The organism is Enterobacter cloacae, from assembly GCF_013375935.1.
GTDB classification, from domain to species: domain Bacteria; phylum Pseudomonadota; class Gammaproteobacteria; order Enterobacterales; family Enterobacteriaceae; genus Enterobacter; species Enterobacter pasteurii.
In genome coordinates this window covers 1711310-1734282 of sequence record NZ_CP056117.1, presented here as the reverse complement: position 1 = coordinate 1734282, position 22973 = coordinate 1711310, and the positions used below count along the sequence as shown (strand labels likewise).

Annotated in this window: 18 protein-coding genes and 1 pseudogene; 9 read left to right on the top strand and 10 right to left on the bottom strand. The window is 60.1% G+C overall.

Annotated elements, in window-relative coordinates:
• Positions 1-237 precede the first annotated feature (237 nt).
• Positions 238-1407, top strand: a complete 1170-nt coding sequence (locus tag HWQ14_RS08220; RefSeq protein WP_176609433.1) for a DNA repair protein — start codon at positions 238-240, stop codon at positions 1405-1407.
• On the opposite strand, the gene HWQ14_RS08215 is transcribed toward HWQ14_RS08220, so the two are convergent.
• Positions 1408-2172, bottom strand: a complete 765-nt coding sequence (locus HWQ14_RS08215) for a siderophore-interacting protein (protein ID WP_176609432.1) — start codon at positions 2170-2172, stop codon at positions 1408-1410. It abuts the gene before it with no gap.
• A 145-nt stretch (positions 2173-2317) separates the two neighbouring features.
• On the opposite strand from HWQ14_RS08215, the gene HWQ14_RS08210 reads away from it, so the two are divergent.
• Positions 2318-2812: a PadR family transcriptional regulator gene (locus HWQ14_RS08210; RefSeq protein ID WP_176609431.1), complete on the top strand. Its 495-nt coding sequence runs from the start codon at positions 2318-2320 to the stop codon at positions 2810-2812.
• On the opposite strand, the gene HWQ14_RS08205 is transcribed toward HWQ14_RS08210, so the two are convergent.
• A complete protein-coding gene (locus HWQ14_RS08205) occupies positions 2809-4368 on the bottom strand; it encodes a methyl-accepting chemotaxis protein (RefSeq protein WP_176609430.1) in 1560 nt (519 codons plus the stop codon). The two genes, HWQ14_RS08210 and HWQ14_RS08205, sit on opposite strands and share 4 nt — an antisense overlap.
• A 240-nt stretch (positions 4369-4608) precedes the next feature.
• Entirely contained in the window at positions 4609-6129 is a 1521-nt protein-coding gene (locus HWQ14_RS08200) for a methyl-accepting chemotaxis protein (protein WP_176609429.1), read from the bottom strand.
• Positions 6130-6562: 433 nt separating this feature from the next.
• Here HWQ14_RS08200 and ygjG point away from each other — a divergent pair, with 433 nt between their 5' ends.
• Positions 6563-7942 (top strand): putrescine aminotransferase, encoded by a 1380-nt coding sequence (gene ygjG, locus HWQ14_RS08195; RefSeq protein WP_176609428.1) that lies wholly within the window; start codon positions 6563-6565, stop codon positions 7940-7942.
• An 82-nt stretch (positions 7943-8024) separates the two neighbouring features.
• Here ygjG and lsrG read toward each other — a convergent pair whose 3' ends face one another.
• The 6 genes from lsrG to lsrA are packed head-to-tail and all read right to left on the bottom strand — an operon-like array spanning position 8025 to position 13710.
• Positions 8025-8318: a (4S)-4-hydroxy-5-phosphonooxypentane-2,3-dione isomerase gene (lsrG, locus tag HWQ14_RS08190; protein ID WP_148418392.1), complete on the bottom strand. Its 294-nt coding sequence runs from the start codon at positions 8316-8318 to the stop codon at positions 8025-8027.
• Positions 8315-9202: a 3-hydroxy-5-phosphonooxypentane-2,4-dione thiolase gene (gene lsrF, locus HWQ14_RS08185; RefSeq protein WP_176609427.1), complete on the bottom strand. Its 888-nt coding sequence runs from the start codon at positions 9200-9202 to the stop codon at positions 8315-8317. Before lsrF ends, lsrG begins: the two co-directional genes overlap by 4 nt.
• 11 nt (positions 9203-9213) lie before the next feature.
• Positions 9214-10215: an autoinducer 2 ABC transporter substrate-binding protein LsrB gene (gene lsrB, locus HWQ14_RS08180; RefSeq protein WP_176609426.1), complete on the bottom strand. Its 1002-nt coding sequence runs from the start codon at positions 10213-10215 to the stop codon at positions 9214-9216.
• Between the two features lies 1 nt (position 10216).
• The gene (lsrD, locus tag HWQ14_RS08175; RefSeq protein WP_176609425.1) at positions 10217-11194 is read right to left on the bottom strand and encodes an autoinducer 2 ABC transporter permease LsrD; all 978 of its coding nucleotides are present in this window, start codon (positions 11192-11194) and stop codon (positions 10217-10219) included.
• Positions 11195-12226: an autoinducer 2 ABC transporter permease LsrC gene (gene lsrC / locus HWQ14_RS08170; RefSeq protein WP_176609424.1), complete on the bottom strand. Its 1032-nt coding sequence runs from the start codon at positions 12224-12226 to the stop codon at positions 11195-11197.
• A complete protein-coding gene (gene lsrA / locus HWQ14_RS08165; protein ID WP_176611166.1) occupies positions 12223-13710 on the bottom strand; it encodes an autoinducer 2 ABC transporter ATP-binding protein LsrA in 1488 nt (495 codons plus the stop codon). Before lsrA ends, lsrC begins: the two co-directional genes overlap by 4 nt.
• A 215-nt stretch (positions 13711-13925) precedes the next feature.
• Between lsrA and lsrR the strand changes: the two genes are divergently transcribed.
• The 3 genes and pseudogenes from lsrR (at position 13926) to HWQ14_RS08150 (ending at position 18753) form a co-directional block, all read left to right on the top strand.
• Complete coding sequence (gene lsrR / locus HWQ14_RS08160; RefSeq protein ID WP_148418387.1) at positions 13926-14894, top strand: transcriptional regulator LsrR; 969 nt, start codon at positions 13926-13928, stop codon at positions 14892-14894.
• A gap of 35 nt (positions 14895-14929) precedes the next feature.
• A pseudogene (lsrK, locus tag HWQ14_RS08155) lies at positions 14930-16525 on the top strand (autoinducer-2 kinase); the annotation flags it as partial.
• Positions 16526-16731: 206 nt separating this feature from the next.
• Positions 16732-18753 carry an NADPH-dependent 2,4-dienoyl-CoA reductase gene (locus HWQ14_RS08150; RefSeq protein WP_176609423.1) on the top strand — a complete coding sequence of 674 codons (2022 nt, stop codon included), beginning with the start codon at positions 16732-16734 and terminating at the stop codon, positions 18751-18753.
• On the opposite strand, the gene rlmG is transcribed toward HWQ14_RS08150, so the two are convergent.
• Entirely contained in the window at positions 18750-19886 is a 1137-nt protein-coding gene (rlmG, locus tag HWQ14_RS08145; protein WP_176609422.1) for a 23S rRNA (guanine(1835)-N(2))-methyltransferase RlmG, read from the bottom strand. The two genes, HWQ14_RS08150 and rlmG, sit on opposite strands and share 4 nt — an antisense overlap.
• Positions 19887-19971: 85 nt before the next feature.
• Here rlmG and HWQ14_RS08140 point away from each other — a divergent pair, with 85 nt between their 5' ends.
• From HWQ14_RS08140 to HWQ14_RS08130, 3 genes are all read left to right on the top strand, one after another.
• Positions 19972-20475 (top strand): M48 metallopeptidase family protein, encoded by a 504-nt coding sequence (locus HWQ14_RS08140; protein ID WP_176609421.1) that lies wholly within the window; start codon positions 19972-19974, stop codon positions 20473-20475.
• A gap of 70 nt (positions 20476-20545) precedes the next feature.
• The gene (locus HWQ14_RS08135) at positions 20546-21544 is read left to right on the top strand and encodes a Gfo/Idh/MocA family protein (protein WP_176609420.1); all 999 of its coding nucleotides are present in this window, start codon (positions 20546-20548) and stop codon (positions 21542-21544) included.
• Positions 21545-21796: 252 nt separating this feature from the next.
• Positions 21797-22765: a TerC family protein gene (locus HWQ14_RS08130; RefSeq protein WP_176609419.1), complete on the top strand. Its 969-nt coding sequence runs from the start codon at positions 21797-21799 to the stop codon at positions 22763-22765.
• Positions 22766-22973: the final 208 nt, after the last annotated feature.

Sequence of the window (22973 nt, the reverse complement as noted above, 5' to 3'; positions counted from 1 at the left end):
GTTTCAAACTTGACTGTTAAAAAACGAGCAACTTATTTCAAAAAGTAAATAGTGTAAATATCAATAAAGAGAATAAGGATATTTCTGGCGCATTTTCAGAATTTTGCAGGGTTAAATCTGGGGCACTATTAAAGAAATCCCCCGTCGCGCCGATCATCATCCATGTGTATTATTTCCCGTAGCGTTTACAACAATTAACCTTATCTCAACTACTTAAGCGCCATAGCGAAAGGCATCATGAGCACACCGATTAAACGGCTAGAAATCATTAAAAATGCCATTGAGCTGGAAGATGACGACATCATCCTTAGCCAGCTGAAACGCCTTAAAGACGAAGCGTTTGACGAAGATCTGCTGGCCATCGTCGTGGCGCTTGAGCAAAAAAATTACACCGCGGCCCTGCGCGCCATCACCGACTGGCTGCAACGCCAGCGCGCAGTGACGCAGTGGCGCGACCCGCAGCTGGCGGCCAGCAAGCTGGAGCTGAAAGCCCTGGAAGAGCGCCTGCGCGATCTGATTGACCGGCGTAACGCCCGGGTGCAGCAGCTTGATGAGTTTAACGACCTCTATTTCTCCCGCCTCGGGCCGCTGATGCAGCAGATCCTCGCCCTGCGCAAAACGCTCGCGGAGCTGAACCTGCGGCGTCAGCAGGCGGAGGCGCGCCGCAGGGCAGAAGATTACCGTCGCTGCCAGCGCTACATGGCGCAGGCCGTGGAGGTACTGTCGACGCTCACCCAGCGCTGGCGCGAGCTACCGGCGGATTCCGTTCAGGCGGCGGAGGCACGCAAGCAGCTTCAGCAGCAAAATCATCTGATTGCCACCCTGCTGGCCGAAGCGCTGGAGCTGGAGAGCGGCTTAACGCGCGAGGAAGAGCCGGCGCGTCAGGCGCGCGACGAGGCCAGCGACGAGTATGAGAAGTATCGCGAGCAGCACCACGATGCCGAAGTGCGGCTGCGCAAAGGCAAAAATCTTTCTGAAGAAGATCGGAGCGAGCTTAAGCGCCTGTGGCGCCAGGCGAGCAAGCTTTGCCACCCGGACCTGGTTGCGGACGATTTAAAAGAGGAAGCCAACGCGATGATGGTTCAGCTCAACCAGGCCAAACAGCGCGGCGACGTCAAAGCCATTCGCTCGCTGGTCGCCCGTCTGCAGCAGGGCTTTGAGCCGCTGATGGCGAGCGACAGGCTGAACGACCTGGAGCGCATCCGCAAAAAGATGACGCAGGTGCGTGAGCAAATCGACACCTTAGTGAACGAGCTGGCCGAGCTTGAGAAGGAGGAATCCTGGCTGCTGGTTTCGTCGCTCAGCAATATGGAAGCCTATTTTGCCCAGCAGGAGAAAGCGCTGCACGACGTCCGCGCCTCGCTCGAACTTCAGGTGAGCGAAGCGCGGCTGGATCCCGCAGCCTGATTATTTGGCGTGCCAGTACGCGCTGGCACGCACCAGCTGCGGATCAATCGCGTTGGTTTCAAACTGTCTGCTCAGGCGTTTTACCACCTTCCCTTCCCCGGTCAGCCAGATAAAGTAGTCCTCTTCCGGCACGGTCAGCGCGGCCAGATGCTCCGCCACCGCCTGCTCGTCGTGGCCGATTGCCCAGGTGATGTTGAACCCGCTCAGGTGTGCCAGATAGTCCCTGAATGACGCATCGCCCACGGTAACGACGGCGTGGATCTCCGGGCGCACCGGCAGCTTTGCGATGCCTTCCAGGCGGCGGCGCAGCGCGGGCATGCCGGACTCGTCGCACACGTACAGTTGCCAGGCATAATCTTCCGGGACCACAAGCGATCCGCGCGGACCGCCGATGGTCAGCTTATCGCCGGGCTTCGCCTCCAGCGCCCAGCTGCTGGCGATGCCGCCATCATGAATGAAGAAATCGAGCGCCAGCTCGTGATTTTCTGCATCGTACAGCGGCGTATAGTCGCGGGCCTGCGGGCGCACTCCGTCGCCCCAGTCGATGCCTTCATCCGTAACGACAGGCGGCACGAAGGCCGTCCCCGGTGCCGGGAAAAAGACTTTGGTATGGTCGTCGAAGCCGCGAGAGCTAAAGCCCTCCAGCGCCTCGCCGCCTAAAACAATGCGCTGGAACCCTGCGCCGATTCGTTCAGCGCGGAGCACGTTCAGCTCGCGAAAGCGCAGGTCGTTGCGAACGCGTTGAGGATAGCGGGTAGATGCCATGTTGATGCCCTTCTCAGGTGAATACGATATATCTAAATCAGTTTTTAATGATAATGATTGCTATTCACCCAGAAAGCAAGATCTTTTAGATTGCATCTGAATATATCTAAGATATAGTTTAGATATATCAAATTGAGGAAAAAGCATGCGACACGAGCACGAAGGGGGCGGACGTCGGCCACGATTTTTTGGTCATGGCGATTTGCGGCTGGTCATTCTGGATATTCTGACGCACGGCGCGAGCCACGGCTACGAGCTGATTAAGGCGATCGAGAACCTGACGCAGGGCCATTACACGCCAAGCCCTGGCGTGATCTACCCGACGCTGGACTATTTACAGGATCAGGCGCTTATCACCATTACCGAAGAAGAGAATGGCCGGAAGCGGATTGCGATTAACGCCGCCGGGCAGCAGTGGTTGGATGAAAACCGGGAACAGCTGGCGCAGATCCAGGCGCGAATCAAGGCCCGCTCGGTGGGTTTCCAGCTGCGCAAAAACCCGCAGATGAAGCGGGCGCTGGATAACTTCAAAGCGGTACTGGATCTGAAGGTAAACCAGGGAGAGCTCAGCGACGCGCAGCTTAAGCAGATAATCGGCGTGATTGACCGCGCGGCGCTGGAGATCTCCCAGCTGGATTAAGCCGGCGCGTGCTCGCTCACGCGGAAGACGCGTACCAGCTCCTTCAGGTGCATCGCCTGCTCGTTCAGCGATGCCGCCGCCGCAACGGACTCCTCCACCAGCGCCGAGTTCTGCTGAGTGGTGGAGTCTATCAGGCCAATCGCGCTGTTGATCTGCGAGATGCCTTCCGTCTGTTCATGGCTGGCCTGGCGAATTTCGCGCAGAATGACGTCCATCTCCTCCACGTTGCCCACCATCCCGTTGATAAGCCCGCTGGCCTTCTCAACCAGGTTCATGCCGTCCTGCGTCTGGCTTGTCGAGCTTTCGATCAGCTGGCGGATTTCGCTCGCGGATGTCGCGCTTTTCTGCGCCAGCTGGCGCACTTCGCCCGCCACCACCGCAAAGCCACGGCCGTGTTCGCCCGCGCGCGCCGCTTCCACCGCCGCGTTCAGCGCCAGAATATTGGTCTGGAAGGCAATGGCGTCGATCAGGTCGATAATGTCGGACATCCGGTTCGACGTTTCGTTTATCAGGCGCATTTTGCTGGTGACCTGCTTCATCATCTCGCCGTTGTTTTTCACCACCGCGGCGGCGTCTGCCGAAAGCGTGGTCGCTTCCCCGGTGTGCGACGCGGTGTTCTTCACCGTGGCGGTGATTTGCTCCATCGAGGCGGCCGTCTGTTCAACGGAACTGGCCTGCTCCTCCGTGCGCGCGGCCAGATCCTGGTTGCCGGCGACAATCTGCGCGGCGGCGCTGGAGATGTTTTCCGAGCCGGTCTGCACCTGCTGCACAATTTCCAGCAGGCGCGTTTTCATCTCCATCAGCGCCGCAAGCAGCAGGCCGGTTTCGTCTTTACCGTGCGAGGTAATGCTGCCCGTGAGATCGCCATCGGCAATGGCTTCCGCAAAATGCACCGCATCGTTCAGCGGGCGGGTAATGGATCGCACAATGAACCAGCCAATCAGGCTGGCCGCCGCGACGCTGAAAAGGGTAATCAGGATCAGCAGCAGGCGGTTGGTGTGGAAATCCGCTTCCACCTGCGCCCCCGCGCCCTGCATTTCACGGTCCTGGATTGCGATCAGCGCCTGCACTTTCGCTTTGTAGGACTGTTGCAGGCTCAGGGTGCTGGACATCATCTCGCGAATTGCGCCCGCGCGATCGTTATTCTGCACGGCCTGTAAGATGCGGTAGCGCGAGTTTAGGTACTGCTGGCGTACGTCGTGAATTTCCTCCAGCACCTGTCGGGATTGCTTATCGGTCAGAGCGCCGTCAAGTTCGCTCAGGATCGCGGTGATGCGCTCGCTGATGGCCTTAAGGCGCTGCTGCGATTGCGCCGTATACGCCCCCTGCTCGTCAAGCAGCATGAGCTGTTGTGTACCTATAAATTCCTGGAAATTGTCGATTAGCTGGTTGGCTTTTACGGTGGTGGGATAGTCGCTCGAAATGATGGCCTGCATTCCGTTGTTTGCCCGATTCAGGCTCAGCAGAGACAAACTTGCGCTAACAACCATCAGGACAATAAATAATCCAAACGCCAGAAATAATTTCGTGCCGATCTTTACGTCATGTATAAACATATTTACTCCATCGATGTGATTATTTCTCAGACGATCGCTGTTATCGGTAAAAAACACCCTAACTTTATGACTTTGATCGTTTTTTTATTTTTACAGGCCGTAAAGCCTGGATGATGAAATAAAAAAAGAATGGCGCTTTTTTTAGTTATTTAATATTTCCTTAACAACTCTGCTTTTCAGAAATCAAAAAAGCCGCGTATTCCCGGAGGAATAAACGGCTTTATCGACGGATAAATTGACTTAATGCAGCACGGTGACCGCATCTTCCAGGCGTCCGGCCCGGTGTTTCACCATCGCGGAGATATGGGCGCTCTCTTCGACCAGGTCTGCGTTTTTCTGGGTAATGCTGTCCAACTCGGCCACGGCGCGGGTCAGCTCTGACAGCCCTGTCGCCTGCTCGGACGTAGAGTGGCTGATCTGCGCGATAAGCTGCGTGACGTTTTTCACCTGCTCGACGATATCGTCCATGGTGCGCCCCGCGGCGTGCACCTGATCGGCCCCCGACTGCACCTTGCTGGCGCTGGCGTCGATCAGCTTGCGGATATCGTTAGCCGCGTTTGCGCTGCGGCTGGCAAGATGACGCACCTCGCCGGCAACCACCGCAAAGCCTTTGCCCTGCTCGCCCGCGCGTGCCGCCTCAACAGCGGCGTTCAGTGCCAGAATATTGGTCTGGAAGGCGATGTCGTTGATAAGGGAGGTAATAGAGCCAATGCGCTGGGTGCTGTCGGCAATGTCATCCATGGTTTTCACCACGGTCTGCATCACGGTGCCGCCCTGCGTGGCCGCGCTGCTGGCGGCTACTGACAGCTTATCGACTTCGGCCGCGGTCTCAGAGTTACTCTGCACCGACGCCGCCATCTGGTTCATCGTTGCCACGGTCTGCTGCACGTTAGCCACGGTCTGACGCGTGCGGTCGTTGAGATCTTCATTGCCCTGCGCCAGCCTGTCGCTGCCGTCACGCACGCTCACCACCTGGCTGGACACGTCGTTGATCAGCCAGCGGCACATCAGCCCCAGCTGCCCGACGGCACGCAGGGTCAGGCCCAGCTCGTCGCTACGGTTAAGGTGCTGAACGCTGTTTTGCTCTCCGGTAGCGACCTTCAGCGCCTGCCGCGCCACGTTTTCCACCGGACGGACAATCTGTTGCTCAAACAGCACGGTGCCAAGCAGCATCACCACGGCAGCAGCCCCCAGCGAAGCCCAGCCCGCAGCGCTGGCAGCCAGGGTCCCGGCCATCACCGCAAAAAGCGCCGCCATTACGCTTCGCACGCGCCAGCGCAGCGGCATTGACGGCACCTTGCCGAGCCAGCCCCTGCGCACCACCAGCCCTTTATGAATGCGTTTTTTACAGCGCCCTTCGTTGAGCGCCTTATAAAGCGGCTCCACGGACGCAATCTCGTCCTCCGTGGCGCGGGTACGAATCGACATGTAGCCCGTCATCTGGCCGTTACGCACCATCGGTACCGCATTCGCGCGGACCCAGTAATGATCGCCATTTTTACGCCGGTTTTTGACGATCCCGCTCCAGGGTTCGCCCTTTTGCAGCGTGTACCACATGTCGGCAAAGGCCGCTTTGGGCATATCCGGGTGGCGCACGATGTTGTGCGGCTGCCCGAGCAGCTCCTGGAGCGTAAAGCCGCTCACCTGCACAAAGGTGTCGTTGGTGTGGGTCATGTAGCTGTGGAGGTCGGTCGTCGACATAAGCGTGGTGTCATCGTCCAGCGGGTATTCATTCTGGGTGACATAGTCAGGAGAGGACATAGTGAGCATCCCTTGCAGGTTATTTGAATGTTAATTTTGTGGCTTATGTTTTTTCGGCGATAAAAAATTTATCTTTAGTTGTTAAATATGATTGAGATCGCAAATCTTGGTTAAACCGCACTTTTCGTACGCTTTTCTAATTGATTGATTTAAAATACTTTCGAGTTGAAACTACTCCTAAAGCATGATCCCGTAGCGCACCCTTAAGTCGCATCCTCTGCCCCACGCCGGTGCAGTTGACGAAACGCAGCCCCTGCCCCGTCTCCGGCGCGCTATCCCTTATCCCGTCCGGCGCGCAATGGCATGATTAAATTTTGCGCAACATTAATTTAACCTGGCGTTTATCCCGATTTTTGTTAAGGCATCTGAGGTGGCGTAATCCCTGCAATACTTAACTCAGTATCATGTGATACGCGATCCCCGGGAGCATATTTTGAACAGGTTACCTTCCAGCGCCTCGGCTCTTGCCTGTACCGCGCACGCACTGAATCTCATAGAGAAGCAAACGCTCGATCATGAGGAGATGAAACAACTTAACCGAGAGGTCATTGATTACTTTAAGGAGCACGTCAATCCTGGTTTTCTTGAGTATCGCAAATCTGTTACCGCCGGCGGGGATTACGGAGCCGTAGAGTGGCAAGCGGGAAGTCTGAACACGCTTGTCGACACCCAGGGACAGGAATTTATCGATTGCCTGGGTGGTTTCGGTATTTTCAACGTGGGGCACCGTAATCCAGCAGTGGTTTCCGCCGTACAGAATCAACTTGCGAAACAACCTCTTCACAGCCAGGAGCTGCTCGACCCGCTTCGCGCCATGCTCGCGAAAACGCTGGCGGCGCTCACGCCCGGCAAGCTGAAATACAGCTTCTTCTGCAACAGCGGCACCGAGTCGGTTAAGGCCGCGCTTAAGCTCGCCAAAGCGTATCAGTCGCCGCGTGGGAAATTCACCTTTATCGCCACCAGCGGCGCGTTCCACGGGAAATCCCTGGGCGCGCTGTCGGCGACCGCCAAATCCACCTTCCGCAAACCGTTTATGCCGCTGCTGCCGGGCTTCCGCCACGTGCCGTTTGGCGACATTAACGCCATGCGCACGGTGCTGAGCGAATGCCGTAAAACCGGCGACGACGTGGCGGCGGTGATCCTGGAGCCGATTCAGGGTGAAGGCGGCGTGATCCTGCCGCCGCAGGGCTATCTGCCCGCCGTGCGTCAGCTGTGCGACGAGTTCGGCGCGCTGCTGATCTTCGACGAAGTGCAGACCGGCATGGGGCGCACCGGCAAGATGTTCGCCTGCGAGCACGAGAACGTGCAGCCGGACATTCTGTGCCTGGCGAAAGCGCTGGGCGGCGGCGTGATGCCGATTGGCGCGACGGTTGCGACAGAAGAGGTGTTCTCGGTGCTGTTCGACAACCCGTTCCTGCATACCACCACCTTTGGCGGTAACCCGCTGGCCTGTGCGGCCGCGCTGGCGACCATCAACGTGCTGCTGGAGCAAAACCTGCCCGCGCAGGCGGAGCAGAAAGGCGACATGCTGCTGGACGGCTTCCGCCAGCTGGGCCGGGAGTACCCGGACCTGGTACAGGAGGCGCGCGGTAAGGGAATGCTGATGGCCATTGAGTTTGTTGACAACGAAATCGGCTACAGCTTCGCGAGCGAGATGTTCCGCCAGCGCGTGCTGGTGGCCGGCACGCTCAACAACTCAAAAACCATCCGCATTGAGCCGCCGCTAACGCTGACCGTTGAGCAGTGCGAGCAGGTGCTGAAGGCGGCACGTAAAGCGCTGGCGGCGCTGCGCGTGAGCGTGGAAGAGGCGTAAAAAAACGCCGGGTGGCTAACGCTTACCCGGCGTACAAAATCGATACAACCGCCCGGTGAGCGCAGCGCCACCGGGCAAAACGCTACTCCGGCAACAGCCCGATAAAGCTGCGTTTTTTGCGCGGCTCCGACATCAGGTCTTCAAGCTTATCCACGCAGGCCAGATAGTGCGGGGTTTGCTTATGCGCCAGCACCGCCTCTTCGTCCTTATAGGCTTCGTAGATAAAAAACCGAGTTTTCACCCTCGGATCCTGCAATACGTCAAAACGCAGGTTTCCCGGCTCCCGGATCGCCCCCTCGTGGTTGGCGCGAAACGCCTCGAGAAACTCGTCCACCCGTTCGGGCTTGATGTTGATCTCCACTAACGTCACGTTCATTTCGCTTCTCCCTGTTTCTCTTCCTGCCAGAACTGGAACGCCTCCCGGGCGTTCATGTTCTCGTGAACCACTTTCTTCACCGCCTTCAGCATGGCGAGCGGCGCGCTGGACTGGAAGATGTTGCGCCCCATGTCCACGCCGGATGCCCCCTGGTCAATCGCGCGCCAGCACATCTCCAGCGCCTCGTGCTCCGGCAGCTTTTTGCCGCCCGCGATAACAATCGGCACCGGACAGCTGGCGGTCACCTTTTCGAACCCCTCGTCCACGTAGTAGGTTTTGACGATCTGCGCCCCCATTTCGGCGGCGATGCGGCTGGCGAGCGAGAAATAGCGCGCGTCGCGCGCCATCTCCTTGCCCACGCCCGTCACCGCCAGCGTCGGCATACCGTAGCGCGCGCCCGCATCGACCAGCTTGATGATGTTGCCGATCGACTGATGCTCAAACTCGCTTCCGATGTAGACCTGCGCCGCGACCGCGCAGACGTTCAGGCGCAGCGCGTCCTCCATCGCCACAGCTACGCACTCGTTCGACAGCTCGCCCAGAATCGAGTTACCGCCGGAGGCGCGCAGCACCACCGGCTTATTGGCGGCGGCGGGTACCTGGCTCCTGAGGATGCCGCGGGTACACATCAGCACGTCGGTTTCGCCAAACAGCGGGGCGATAGAGAGATCGATACGCTCAAGCCCGGTGGTCGGCCCCTGAAAGTAGCCGTGGTCAAAGGCCAGCATTACCGTGCGGTTGCTTTGCGGGTTAAAGATGCGCGCCAGCCGGGACTGCATGCCCCAGTCCAGCGAGCCGCAGCCCTTCAGGGTGTACGGCGCGTTCACCTGCGGCGTGCCGATGCCAAAATCCTTGCCGTCTTTGATGTCGTCTAAATCAGCCATGTGCTCCCCCGTCAGAAATCGTATTTGCTGATGTTCTCTTTAGTGAACACCACCCGCTCCGGCAGCAGCACGATGCCGTTGCCCTTCGCCTCATACTGATAGCCCTGCACGCTGTTCGGCTCGACCTTCAGCGTGCCGATGTCCTTGACCTCCACGCTGTCGCCGACGTTAAGATCGCCTTTTTTCAGCAGGCGATCGGCGACGTTGACCGCAATTTTGCCCTGCTGCACCACGTCCCACAGGCCGAAGGCTTTCACCGTGCCGCGCTCGACGTACGGGCGCATCACGTTAGGCGTGCTGAAGCCGACGATCGCCACCCCTTCCCGCTTCAGGTTCTCCGCCGCCTGCGCGGCGGCTGGCAGCGCGTTGGCGTCCGGCGCGATAATCGCATCCAGATCCGGGTAGGCTTTTAAGATCCCCTCGGCGGTTTGCAGGGACTTGGTGGCGTCGTTATAGCCAAACTGCGTGGTGACGACCTGCCACTGGGGATGGTCTTTTTCGATTTTAGCCTTCGCCTCCTTCACCCACTGGTTCTGGTCGGTGACGGTGGGGCTGGAGTAGAAAAATGCCACTTTGGCATTCGGTTTGGTGACCTGCCTGCCCGCCATCTCCACCAGCAGGCCGCCCAGCTGTTCCGGCGTGCCCTGGTTGATGTAAATGCTGCGGCACTCCGGTTTGGTGTCGGAATCCCAGGTCAGGACCTTGACGCCGCGCTGCATCGCGCGCTTCAGCGCCGGGCAGAGCCCGTCCGGCGACACGGCGGAGACGATAATGGCGTTATAGCCCTGGTTGACGAAGTTATTGATGAGCTGCACCTGGCCGGAGACGCTCGGCTCGGTCGGGCCGTCGTAGGTCACGTCCACGCCAAGATCTTTCCCCGCCTCTTTCGCGCCGTTGCCGCCGCTGGTAAAGAAGCCCACGCCCACCAGCTTCGGGATAAAGGCAATGCGGTCCGCCGCCTGCGCCGAGGCGAAGCTGAGGGCCATTGCCAGGACTATCAGTTTTGTTTTCATCTTACGCTCCGGATAGTTTTCTAAAGAGAGATCGCACCCATTCGCGGTGCAGGCTCAGCGAACGTCCCATCACCACCACAACCAGCAGCGCCCCTGACAGCGCGCTGGACACCTGGTTGGGGATGCCGACCATCTGTAAACCCTGTTGCAAGTACCCCACCAGCAGCGCCGCCAGCGCCGTACCGATAACCGAACCGGACCCGCCGTAGATATTCGCCCCGCCGAGCACGGCGGCGGTAAGCGCGGGCATCAGCAGATCGCGCCCCAGATCCGAGCGCGCGGAGCCGAAATAGGAGACCATCACCAGCGCGGCAATGGCAGAGGCCACGCCCACCAGGCCGTACAGGGCGTAGGGCATGCCGTTGACCGACAGCCCCGCGTAGCGCGCCGCGCGCGGATTCTGGCCCATTAAAAACAGATGCCGGCCAAAGCGCCCGCGGTGGGTTATCAGCCAGAAAAAGAGAGCGATCGCCGCGAACAGCACCAGCGAGATCGGCAGCCCCAGCACCGTGAGGTTAGCGAAGGCGGTGAAGCCGTCCGGGAAGCCGCCGATGCCCTCGTAGCCCGTCGCGCCCGCCATGCCGGAGAGCAGCAGCGCCCCGCCGCCGTAGAGGTAGAGCGTGCCGAGGGTAATCACCAGAGGGCTGATGCCGGTGTAGTGGATCAGCGCCGCATTCACCAGCCCGCACAGCAGGCCGAGCAGCAGCGTCAGTGGAACGGCGAGCGCCATCGGCCACCCCGCCTGCATCATCACCCCCAGCGCGATGGCGCACAGGCCAATGGTTGAGCCCAGCGAAATGTCGATCCCGCCGCTGATAATCACCAGCGTCAGCGGCAGCGCCACGATGCCGATGCAGATGAAATCGCTGGTGCTGAACAGCAGCATGTTGACGTCGAGCATCCGCGGGTTGATGGCCCCAAAGAGCAGGATCTCCAGCACCAGCAAAACCAGCAGCGCGCTTTCCCAGCTAAGCTTCATTTATGCCACCTCTTTTTTGCGTTCGGGAAACGGAGCGACGTGCTTTCCCCCTTTATTACCCGGCTGGAAGCGGCCGTACTTCAGCCCCCGCTGGTGTCTTGAAAGCGCCTGGCGCAGCCGCCCGTCGAGCACCAGCACGCCCAGCAGCACCAGCCCGGCGATAAAGTCATTCCACCAGGCCGGCAGCCGGAACAGCACCAGCACGGTGTCGATTTGGGTGAGGAAGAACGCGCCGAGGAAGGCGCCGATCAGCGTGCCGGTGCCGCCCAGCAGCGAGATGCCCCCGAGCACGCAGGCGGCGATGGCCTTCATCTCCAGCCCGCTGCCGGTCTGGTTGGGAACAAAGCCAATCTGCGCGGCAAACACAATCCCGGCGCAGGCCGCCAGCATGCCGTTGAGGGTGAAGGCGAGCATCCGCGTGCGGTTGACCGCCACGCCCAGCTGCCGCGCGGCGGCGAGATTGTCGCCCACGGCGTAGAAATCACGCCCGAAGGCGGTACGCGAAAGCGTCCACGCGCCGGTGGCCACAATAAGCATCACCGCAATACCGAGCGGTGAAACGCCGATGACGGCTGGCTCAGAGAGGGATTTCAGCCCCAGCGGCAGCCCTTCAATCCACTTTCCGCCGGTCCAGAGGAGCATCGCCCCGCGGTACAGCCCAAGCGTGCCGAGGGTGGCGACTATGGCCGGAATACGCAGCCCTACCACCAGAAAGCCGTTGAACGCGCCCGCCAGCGCGCCAATCGACAGCGCGAAGAGAATGGAAACGGGCAGGCTGTAGCCGCTGTTCAGCGCCACGCCAACGGCGATGGCGGAGAGCCCGACGATCGAGCCAACTGACACGTCAATATTGCGGGTCAGCATCACCAGCGCGGCACCGGTTGCCAGCAGGATCAGGATCTGCGAGCTGGCGAAGATCATCCCCAACGTTTGCAGGCTGAAGTAGGACGGATTAAGCGCCACCAGCACGGCAAACAGCGCAAGGATGGCGAGAAAGGCGCTCAGCTCGCGGTTCTTCAGTAAGATCTTCATGACTGCCCTCCAAGCGCCAGCGCCATCATCCGGTCGAGGCTGACGGCGTGGCGCGGTAGTTCACCGCTGAGTACGCCCTGATGCATCACCAGCACGCGGTCCGCGAGGCCGGGGAATTCATCAAGATCGCTTGAGATCATTAATACCGCCACGTTCTGCGCCGCCACGCTTTTGAGCAGCTGGTAGATATCGGCGCGCGCCGAGACGTCCACGCCGCGCGTGGGTTCATCGACGATCAGCAACAGAGGATTGGCCTCCAGGCAGCGCGCCAGCAGCACCTTCTGCTGATTGCCGCCGGAGAGCGTACGCACGGGCTGATCCGCGTGGTTGAGCCTGATCCCCAGCGCCCGGTGATAGCGCTCCACCACCGCAGACTCCCGCCCGCGCTGCTGCCAGATCGAAGGCTCGTTCAGCGCCACGGTGTTCCAGCGGACGGGCGCGTCGAGGAACAGGCCGGACACCTGCCTGTCTTCCGGCAGGTAGACCAGCCCTTTGGCCAGCCGCGCCGAAACGGCATCATGGCTGATATCCTGATTTTCCAGCCAGACGCGGCCCCCGCGCGCGGGGCGCAGGCCGTAGAGCGTTTCCGCAAACTCGGTGCGCCCGGATCCCACCAGCCCGGCGAGACCGACGATCTCCCCGGCGTAGATCTCAAGGCTGAGATCGATAAACCCTTCCCCGGTGAGATCCTCAACCCGCAGCACCGGGAAATCCTGCGGCTGGGTGCGGCGGTTGCCCGGCAGCGCCAGCCACAGCTTTTGCGTATCGCTCAGGGATTTATCGCGCCCCACCGGCGTCATGGCGGCGATCAGGGCGTTATCGTCAAACTGCGCGGTTTCGCCGCTGAGCACCACCGCGCCGTCGCGCATTACCGAGACGTGGCTCGACAGCATGCGGATTTCCGGCAGCTTGTGCGAGATGAAGACAATGCCAACGCCGTGCTCCTGCAGGGCGCAGATCTGGGAGAATAGCCGTTCGGTTTCACCGGGCGTGAGGGAGGCCGTAGGCTCGTCGAGGATCAGGATCGTCGCGTTGCGCATCAGCCCGCGCAGGATCTCCACCATCTGCTGATCCGCCACCTCCAGGGTGCTGGCAGCGGCGTCGAGGTTAAGCTGGCACCGCAGCTGTTCCAGCTTCGCGGCGAGGCGTTTATCCCGATCGCGCCCGCGCGGCAGGCGGAACAGGATGTTTTCCCGCACCGTCAGGTTGGGGAACAGGAGCGGCTCCTGCGGCACCAGGTAAATGCCGAGCCCGTGCGCCTGCGCGGGCGTAAGCCGTGCAAAAGACTCACCGGCGACCGACAGTTCACCCCGATCCGGCGTTTCGACCCCGGCGACGATCTTCATCAGCGTCGATTTTCCCGCGCCGTTACCGCCCATCAGCGCGTGCACCTGCCCCGCAAGCAGCGTGAAATCAATGCCTTTCAGAACCGGCACGCCTGAGAACTGCTTGCTGATATTCCGCGCCTCGAGAAGTGGTGTCATCATCGCTCCGCTATTGAACAAATGATTTTTAGATTTAATAATGTTCAAAAGCGTAGACGGTGAACTATATTTACAACCGTGCAGGGATCACAGTTTTATCGATTAAGATCCAGATAAAACAGAAACCATCTTAAAGATCCGTTTTGTCGCGTGGCTCACATTTTCACGTCGCGCCATCACGAACATATGATCTAAATTTTTATAAGAGTTCAACTATGAGCGATAAACGCACTGCGGAAGAAGGACGGTTTGCCGGGCTGGCGCTGGCGGAAGAGGAGCTGGTGGCGCGCGTGGCCTGGTGCTACTACCACGACGGGCTGACCCAGAACGATATTGGCGAACGGCTCGGGCTGCCGCGCCTGAAGATCTCCCGCCTGCTGGAGAAGGGCCGTCAGTCCGGGGTGATCCGCGTGCAGATCAACTCCCGCTACGAGGGGTGCCTGGCGCTGGAAACCGAGCTCCAGCAGCGCTTTGGCCTGAAGCTGGTGCGCGTGATGCCCGCCCTTAATACCCCGCCGATGAACGTGCGGTTAGGCATTGGCGCCGCGCAGTCGCTGATGGGCGTGCTGGAGCCCGGCCAGCTGTTAGCGGTGGGGTTTGGTGAAACCACCATGAGCAGCCTGCAGCACCTGAGCGGCTTTATCAGCTCGCAGCAGATCCGCCTGGTGACGCTCTCCGGCGGCGTGGGGCCGTATATGACCGGTATCGGCCAGCTGGACGCGGCCTGCAGCGTCAGCATGATCCCCGCCCCGCTTCGCGTCTCATCCGCAGAAGTGGCCGGGATCCTAAAGCGCGAAACCAGCGTGCGGGACGTGATCCTCGCCGCCACCGCGGCCGACGTGGCGGTGGTCGGGATTGGTTCGGTGAACCAGCGCCGTGACGCCACCATCCTGCGCTCCGGCTATATCAGCGAAGGTGAACAGCTGATGTACGCCCGCAAGGGCGCGGTCGGCGACATCCTCGGCTATTTCCTCAATGCCGATGGCGAATGCGTCGGGGAGCTGGAGATCCACAAAGAATTACTGGGCGTCACGCTCGATGAACTGGCGCAGCTGCCCACCATCGTTGGCGTGGCCGGAGGAGAAGAGAAAGCCGATGCGATTTACGCCGCACTGAAGGGTCGCCGTATCAATGGCCTGGTGACGGAAGAGACGACAGCCCGCGCGGTGCTGGCCCTGACGTAACGGGGGATGCCCTGCGCTAACAGCGAGGCAAGCTCATGAGTTACCTTTTAGCGTTAGATGCAGGGACAGGCAGCGTTCGCGCCGTTATTTTCGATTTACAGGGCAGCCAGGTTGCCGTCGGCCAGGCCGAGTGGAAGCACCTGAGCGTGGAGAACGTGCCGGGGTCGATGGAGTTCGACCTCGACACCAACTGGCGGCTGGCCTGCCGGTGCATTCATCAGGCGCTGGAGCGCGCGCGCCTGAGCGAGGCGGATATTCAGTCCGTCGCCTGCTGCTCGATGCGCGAAGGGATCGTGCTGTATGACCGCAACGGCGAGGCCATCTGGGCCTGCGCCAACGTCGACGCCCGCGCCAGCCGCGAGGTTGCCGAACTCAAGGAGATCCACGACGACCGCTTTGAATCCGAGGTGTATGAGGTTTCCGGGCAAACCCTTGCCCTGAGCGCGATGCCGCGCCTGCTGTGGCTGGCGCACCATCGGCCGGATATCTACCGCAAGGCCGCCACCATCACCATGATCAGCGACTGGCTGGCGGCGAAGCTTTCCGGCGAGCTGGCGGTTGACCCGTCCAACGCGGGCACGACCGGCATGCTGGATCTCTTCTCCCGCGACTGGCGGCCGGCGCTGCTGGACATGGCCGGGCTGCGCGCCGATATCCTCTCCCCGGTGAAGGAGACCGGCACCGTGCTGGGTGCCGTTACCCATGACGCCGCACTGCAGAGCGGCCTGCGCGAGGGCACGCCGGTGGTGATGGGCGGCGGCGACGTGCAGCTGGGCTGTCTGGGGCTGGGCGTGGTCCGCGCCGGGCAAACGGCGGTGCTGGGCGGCACCTTCTGGCAGCAGGTGGTCAACCTGCCGCAGGTGCGCACCGACCCTGACATGAATATCCGCGTGAACCCGCACGTTGTCCCCGGCATGGCGCAGGCGGAGTCGATCAGCTTCTTTACCGGGCTGACCATGCGCTGGTTCCGCGACGCGTTCTGCGCCGAAGAGAAGCTGATTGCCGACCGGATGGGGATGGACACCTATTCCCTGCTCGAAGAGATGGCGAGCCGCGTGCCCGCTGGCTCCCACGGCGTGATGCCCATCTTCTCCGACGCAATGCATTTTAAGCAGTGGTACCACGCGGCACCGTCGTTTATTAACCTCTCCATTGACCCGGAAAAGTGCAACAAAGCGACGCTGTTCCGCGCGCTGGAGGAGAACGCGGCGATAGTCTCTGCCTGTAACCTGGCGCAGATTTCGCGCTTCTCCGGCGTAAAGTTTGAGAGCCTGGTGTTTGCGGGCGGCGGTTCGAAAGGCGCCCTGTGGAGCCAGATTTTAAGCGACGTCACCGGCCTGCCGGTGCGCGTCCCGGAAGTGAAGGAGGCCACGGCGCTGGGCTGCGCGATTGCGGCCGGAACGGGCGCGGGGCTGTTCGCGGATATGGCCTCGACGGGCGAGCGGCTGGTGAAGTGGAGCCGGGAGTTCACGCCGAACCCGGCGCACCGCGAGCTGTACGACGGCATGATGCAGAAGTGGCAGGCGGTGTATGCGGACCAGCTCGGGCTGGTAGACTGCGGGCTGACGACGTCGATGTGGGAGGCACCAGGGTTAGTTAAAACCCACACCCCTCACCCTGTCCCTCTCCCAAAGGGGAGAGGGAAAAGACCAGATCGAGCTAACTCTTTAAGATCGCACCGGCTAGTCCCCTCTCCCCTTCGGGGAGAGGGTTAGGGTGAGGGGCATTATTTGAATCCCATCACATTCACCGCATTCCCCTTTTCCCTTTTACTCCCCGCTGGCTAAATTAGTAACTCATCCGACCACATAACAATAATTTTACACTGGAAGAGACTATGAGCCGCTACCCGTCGTTATTCGCCCCTCTCGATCTGGGGTTCACCACCCTCAAAAACCGCGTGCTGATGGGCTCGATGCATACCGGGCTGGAGGAGCGCCCGGACGGGGCCGAGCGTCTGGCGGCGTTCTATGCCGAGCGCGCGCGTCACGGGGTGGCGCTGATCGTCACCGGCGGCGTATCGCCCGCGCCCACGGGCGTGACGATGGAGGGCGGCGCGGTGCTAAATAACGCGAGCCAGCTGCCGCACCACCGCATTGTGACCGACGCGGTTCACCGCGAGGGCGGCAAAATCGCCCTGCAAATCCTGCACACCGGGCGCTACAGCTATCAGCCAAATCTGGTCGCGCCGTCGGCCATCCAGGCCCCCATCAACCGCTTCAGGCCGCATGCCCTCAGCCACGACGAGATCCTGGCGCTGATTGAGGACTTCGCCCGCTGCGCCGCGCTGGCGCGTGAAGCGGGCTATGACGGCGTGGAGGTGATGGGCTCCGAGGGCTATCTGATCAACGAATTTCTCGCCGCGCGCACCAACCAGCGCGAGGATGAATGGGGCGGCGACTATGCCCGCCGCATGCGCTTTGCGGTGGAGGTGGTGCGCGCGGTGCGTGAGCGCGCGGGGGCGGATTTTATCATCATCTTCCGCCTGTCGATGCTCGACCTGGTGGAGGGCGGCGGGACGTTCGATGAAGCCGTGCAGCTGGCGAAGGCGGTTGAAGCCGCGGGCACCACCATCATCAACACCGGCATCGGCTGGCACGAGGCGCGCATTCCAACTATCGCCACGCCGGTGCCGCGCGCGGCGTTCAGCTGGGTAACGCGCAGGCTGAAGGGAAAAGTGTCTGTTCCGCTGGTCACCACTAACCGTATTAACGATCCGCAGGTGGCGGACGACGTGATATCACGCGGCGATGCCGATATGGTGTCAATGGCGCGCCCGTTCCTCGCGGATGCAGAACTGTTGTCCAAAGCGCAAAGCGGACGCGCGGATGAGATCAACACCTGCATCGGCTGTAACCAGGCCTGCCTGGATCGGATCTTCGTCGGCAAGGTTACCTCCTGTCTCGTCAACCCGCGCGCCTGCCATGAAACCACAATGCCTGTCGTTCCCGCGGTCAATAAAAAACGCCTGGCCGTCGTGGGCGCTGGACCAGCGGGCCTGGCGTTCGCGGTGAATGCCGCCTCGCGCGGGCACAGCGTGACGCTGTTTGATGCCGCCGGTGAGATTGGCGGGCAGTTTAATATCGCCAAACAGATCCCCGGCAAAGAGGAGTTCTATGAAACCCTGCGCTACTACCGGCGGATGATCGAGTTGACGGGCGTAGATCTGCGGCTTAACCAGCGGGTGACGGCGGCCGATCTGCTGGCGTTCGATGAGGCGATCCTGGCAAGCGGGATCGCCCCGCGCACGCCTGCGATCGAGGGCATCGATCATCCGAAGGTGTTGAGCTATCTGGACGTACTGCGCGATAAAGCGCCCGTGGGGGAGAAGGTGGCTATTATCGGCTGCGGCGGTATCGGCTTTGATACCGCCATGTACCTGAGCCAGCCGGGCGAGGCCACCAGCCAGAATATCGCCGAATTTTGCGTGGAATGGGGAATTGATACCAGCCTGAGTCAGCCCGGCGGCCTGCGGCCTGAAGGGCCACAGCTGCCGAAAAGCCCGCGTCAGATCGTCATGCTACAGCGCAAAGCCAGCAAGCCGGGCGAAGGGCTGGGCAAAACCACGGGCTGGATCCACCGCGCCACCCTGCTGTCGCGCGGGGTGAAGATGATCCCGGCGGTGAGCTATCAGAAGATCGACGACGAGGGCCTGCACGTCACGATCGGCGGCGAACCGCAGCTGCTGCGCGTGGATCATGTGATTTTGTGTGCCGGGCAGGAGCCGAAGCGGGATCTGGCGGATCCGCTGCGTGAGGCAGGTAAAACGGTGCATTTGATCGGCGGGTGTGACGTGGCGATGGAGCTGGATGCGCGGCGGGCCATTGCGCAGGGCACCCAGCTTGCGCTGGCTATTTAGCGACGACGTCCCAGCTTCACCGCCTTCAGCACCACGAACTTGTTGTTGGTGGCGATGGTGACGCAGTTGCCGAAAATCTTCTTCAGCTTGTGGAAGTAGTCCAGGTGGCGGTTCGCCACGATGTACAGCTCGCCGTTGATCTTCAGGCAGCGGCGCGCGTGGTGGAACATCTCCCAGGCGACGTTATCCGTCAGGGCGTGCTTCTGGTGGAACGGCGGGTTGCAGAACACGGCGTTGAAGCGGAAAGGCTCCACGCCGGACAGCGCGTTGTTGATCATAAACTCGCAGCGGTCCAGCGCCTCAGGCATGTTGGTTTCCACGTTCAGACGGCTCGACGCCACCGCCATCGGCGATTCGTCGCTGAACACCACGCTGGCGTCCGGGTTCTTCGCCAGCAGCGTCAGGCCAATCACGCCGTTGCCGCAGCCCAGGTCGACAATTTCCCCTTCCAGATTTTCCGGCAGGTGTTCCATAAAGAAACGCGCGCCGATGTCCAGACCGGTGCGGGAGAAGACGTTCGCGTGGTTATGGATGGTCCAGTCTGTGCCTTCCAGCTTCCAGCTCAGGGTTTCTGGCGCGTCGGCCAGTTCCGGCGCGCTGAAGGTACAGTTGATCAGGCGCGCTTTTTTCCAGGCGAGCGTAGTGGTGGTCGGGCCCAGCACCTTCTCGAACAGCTCCAGCGTCGAGGTGTGAATGTCGCGCGCTTTGGCACCCGCGATGATGCGGGTTTCTGGCGTCACGACCTTGCGCAGCGCGCGCAGCTGCTGCTCCAGCAGCGCCATGGTTTTTGGCACCTTAATCAGCACCACGCCAGGCGCCTGCGGGTAGTCCGCGGTGCTGTCGAGGAACTTCACGCTGGACTCTTCGATATCGTTGTGACGCAGGTTTTCACGCGTCGCCAGCTCGCTCAGGTAAGAATCGCCGATGCTGTAAGGCGTGTGTGCCGCCAGCGCGCAGGCCAGCGCGCCAAACGCGTCATTCAGGATCAGCACCGGGCCGCTGATTTCAGCGTCATCCAACTGTTGCAGCAGATATTCATCCGCCGCTTCCCACGCCTGAAGCGGGTTAACGTCGTCCGTTTCCGGGAAACGTTTAAGGTTGAGTGAACGGAAACCGTTGTCTAAGTGGCTCATCGGCCCTCCTGAATGGTAAAATTTCGGCGTTATCCCTGAAAAGGGTGCGTGAGTATACCCGTTTTCAACTTATTTTGGGGTTTTGATGAACCAGCTGACTTATCTCCAGGGCTACCCGGAGCATCTGCTTTCCCAGGTCCGGACGTTAATTGCCGATCAAAAGCTGGGCGCGGTGCTGGAAAAACGCTATCCCGGCACGCACGATTTCGCGACCGATAAGGCGCTCTGGCAGTATACGCAGGATCTGAAAAACCGGTATCTGAAGAGCGCGCCGCCGGTCAACAAGGTGATGTACGACAGCAAGATCCACGTGCTGAAAAACGCGCTCGGCCTGCACACCGCCGTCTCCCGCGTGCAGGGCGGCAGGCTGAAGGCCAAAGCGGAGATCCGCGTGGCGACCGTATTTCGTAACGCGCCCGAAGCGTTTCTGCGGATGATTGTGGTGCACGAGCTTGCCCACCTCAAGGAGAAGGAGCACGACAAAGCGTTTTATGCCCTTTGCTGCCATATGGAGCCGCAGTACCACCAGCTGGAGTTTGATACCCGTTTGTGGCTGACGCATTTATCGTTAAAGAGTAATGCGCAGTAGCGCACGCGAAATGTCATGATGACGTGCTACAGTGGCTTCAGGTTCCCTGCTACGGAGTACGTAAACGTTTATGATACGTTTCGCAGTCATCGGTACGAACTGGATCACGCGCCAGTTCGTCGACGCCGCCCACGAAACCGGCAAATATAAGCTCACCGCAGTCTATTCCCGCAGCCTTGAGCAGGCGCAGAGCTTCGCGAACGATTACCTGGTCGAACACCTGTTCACCTCGCTCGACGAGATGGCGCAAAGTGACGCTATTGACGCGGTTTATATCGCCAGCCCGAACTCCCTGCACTTCCCGCAAACGGCGCTGTTCCTCGGCCACAAAAAGCATGTGATCTGCGAGAAGCCGCTTGCCTCGAATAGTCAGGAAGTGGAAGCCGCCATTGCGCTCGCCCGCGAAAACCAGGTGGTACTGTTCGAAGCGTTTAAAACCGCCAGCCTGCCCAACTTCCTGCTGCTGCAGCAGTCCCTGCCGAAAATTGGCAAAGTGCGTAAAGCCTTTATCAACTACTGCCAGTATTCGTCGCGCTATCAGCGCTATCTGGACGGCGAAAACCCGAATACCTTTAACCCGGCCTTCTCGAACGGCTCGATTATGGATATCGGTTTTTACTGTCTGGCCTCTGCGGTTGCGCTGTGGGGGGAACCACACGGCGTGACGGCCACCGCCAGCCTGCTGGACAGCGGCGTGGACGCTCACGGTATCGTGGTGCTCGACTACGGTGATTTCAGCGTGACGTTGCAGCACTCGAAGGTCAGCGACTCCGTGCTGCCAAGCGAAATTCAGGGCGAAGACGGCTCGCTGGTGATCGAAAAAATCTCCGAATGCCAGAAGCTGAGTATCGTCCCGCGCGGCGGAAAAGCGCAGGAGCTGACGCAGCCTCAGCATATTAACACTATGCTCTATGAGGCAGAGGTCTTCGCCCGTCTGGTAGAAGACAATGAAGTGAACCACCCGGGGCTTGCGATAAGCCGCACCACAGCGAAGCTGCAAACGGAGATCCGCCGACAGACCGGCGTGGTCTTCCCCGCAGACGGCGTGAATGCGGAAGCTATCGCGTAAAGCTGTGTAATGAAACCGTGCAGAGCATTGACGAAATCAATGTTCTGACATATTTTGTTACCTGCAAAGGGGAGTAACTTCTTCGCCGGTGGATCGTCATTACGATGCGTGCAAAACCGCATCCGGTCGCCGGGCAACCTTCATGGTTGTAAGTGAGACCTTGCCGGAAGGCGAGGTCTATGCATAAAAAGCTAACGGCTATCGTCTTCTGACCATAGCCGTTTTTGTTTTTTTATGTGTAAGGAAAATAGTATGCATTCTGTCGGCACTCCAATGCTGTGGGGCGGATTCGCGGTTGTCGTGCTCATCATGCTGGCGATCGACCTCTTTTTGCAGGGCCGCCGCGGCGAGCACGGCATGAGCGTTAAGCAAGCCGCCGTCTGGTCGCTGGTGTGGGTATCCCTCTCACTCCTTTTCTGCGCCGCCTTCTGGTGGTATCTGGCCTCGACCGAAGGCCGCGCGGTGGCCGATCCTCAGGCTCTCGCCTTCCTCACCGGTTATCTGATTGAAAAAGCGCTGGCGGTGGATAACGTCTTCGTCTGGCTGATGCTGTTTAGCTATTTTGCCGTGCCTGCGGCTCTGCAGCGCCGTGTGCTGGTGTACGGCGTGCTGGGTGCCATCATCCTGCGTACCATCATGATCTTCGCCGGCAGCTGGCTGATTACCCAGTTTGAATGGCTGCTGTACGTGTTCGGCGCGTTCCTGCTGTTCACCGGCGTCAAAATGGCGCTGGCGAAAGAAGACGATACCGGTATCGGCGATAAGCCGCTGGTGAAGTGGATCCGCGGTCATCTGCGCATGACGGACAAGATCGAAAGCGAGCATTTCTTCGTGCGCAAGAACGGCCTGCTGTTTGCCACCCCGCTGCTGCTGGTGCTGATTCTGGTCGAGCTGAGCGACGTGATTTTCGCGGTAGACAGTATCCCGGCTATCTTCGCGGTCACCACCGACCCGTTCATCGTGCTGACCTCTAACCTGTTCGCGATCCTCGGCCTGCGCGCGATGTACTTCCTGCTGGCGGGCGCGGCGGAGCGTTTCTCGATGCTGAAATACGGCCTGTCGGTGATTCTGGTCTTCATCGGTATCAAGATGCTGATCGTCGATTTCTACCATATCCCGATCGCCATTTCGCTCAGCGTGGTGTTTGGCATTCTGCTGGTGACGCTGGTTATTAATACCTGGGTTAACCGCCAGCACGATAAAAAGCAGCAGGCGGAGTAATCCCCTCTCCCCGGCCCTCTCCCTACAGGGGAGAGGGTGAACACACTTTTGTAACGCAATAGTTAAAAAATATGACGCAACACGCAAAATCCAGCATTTTACGCTTCCGCCTTTCCCCGCTTTCCGTGATACTCAACCAGGCAAACAAATATTTACATCCTGAAATAAATGTGACTTAGAGCACATCCAGGATGGAACGCAATTTCAC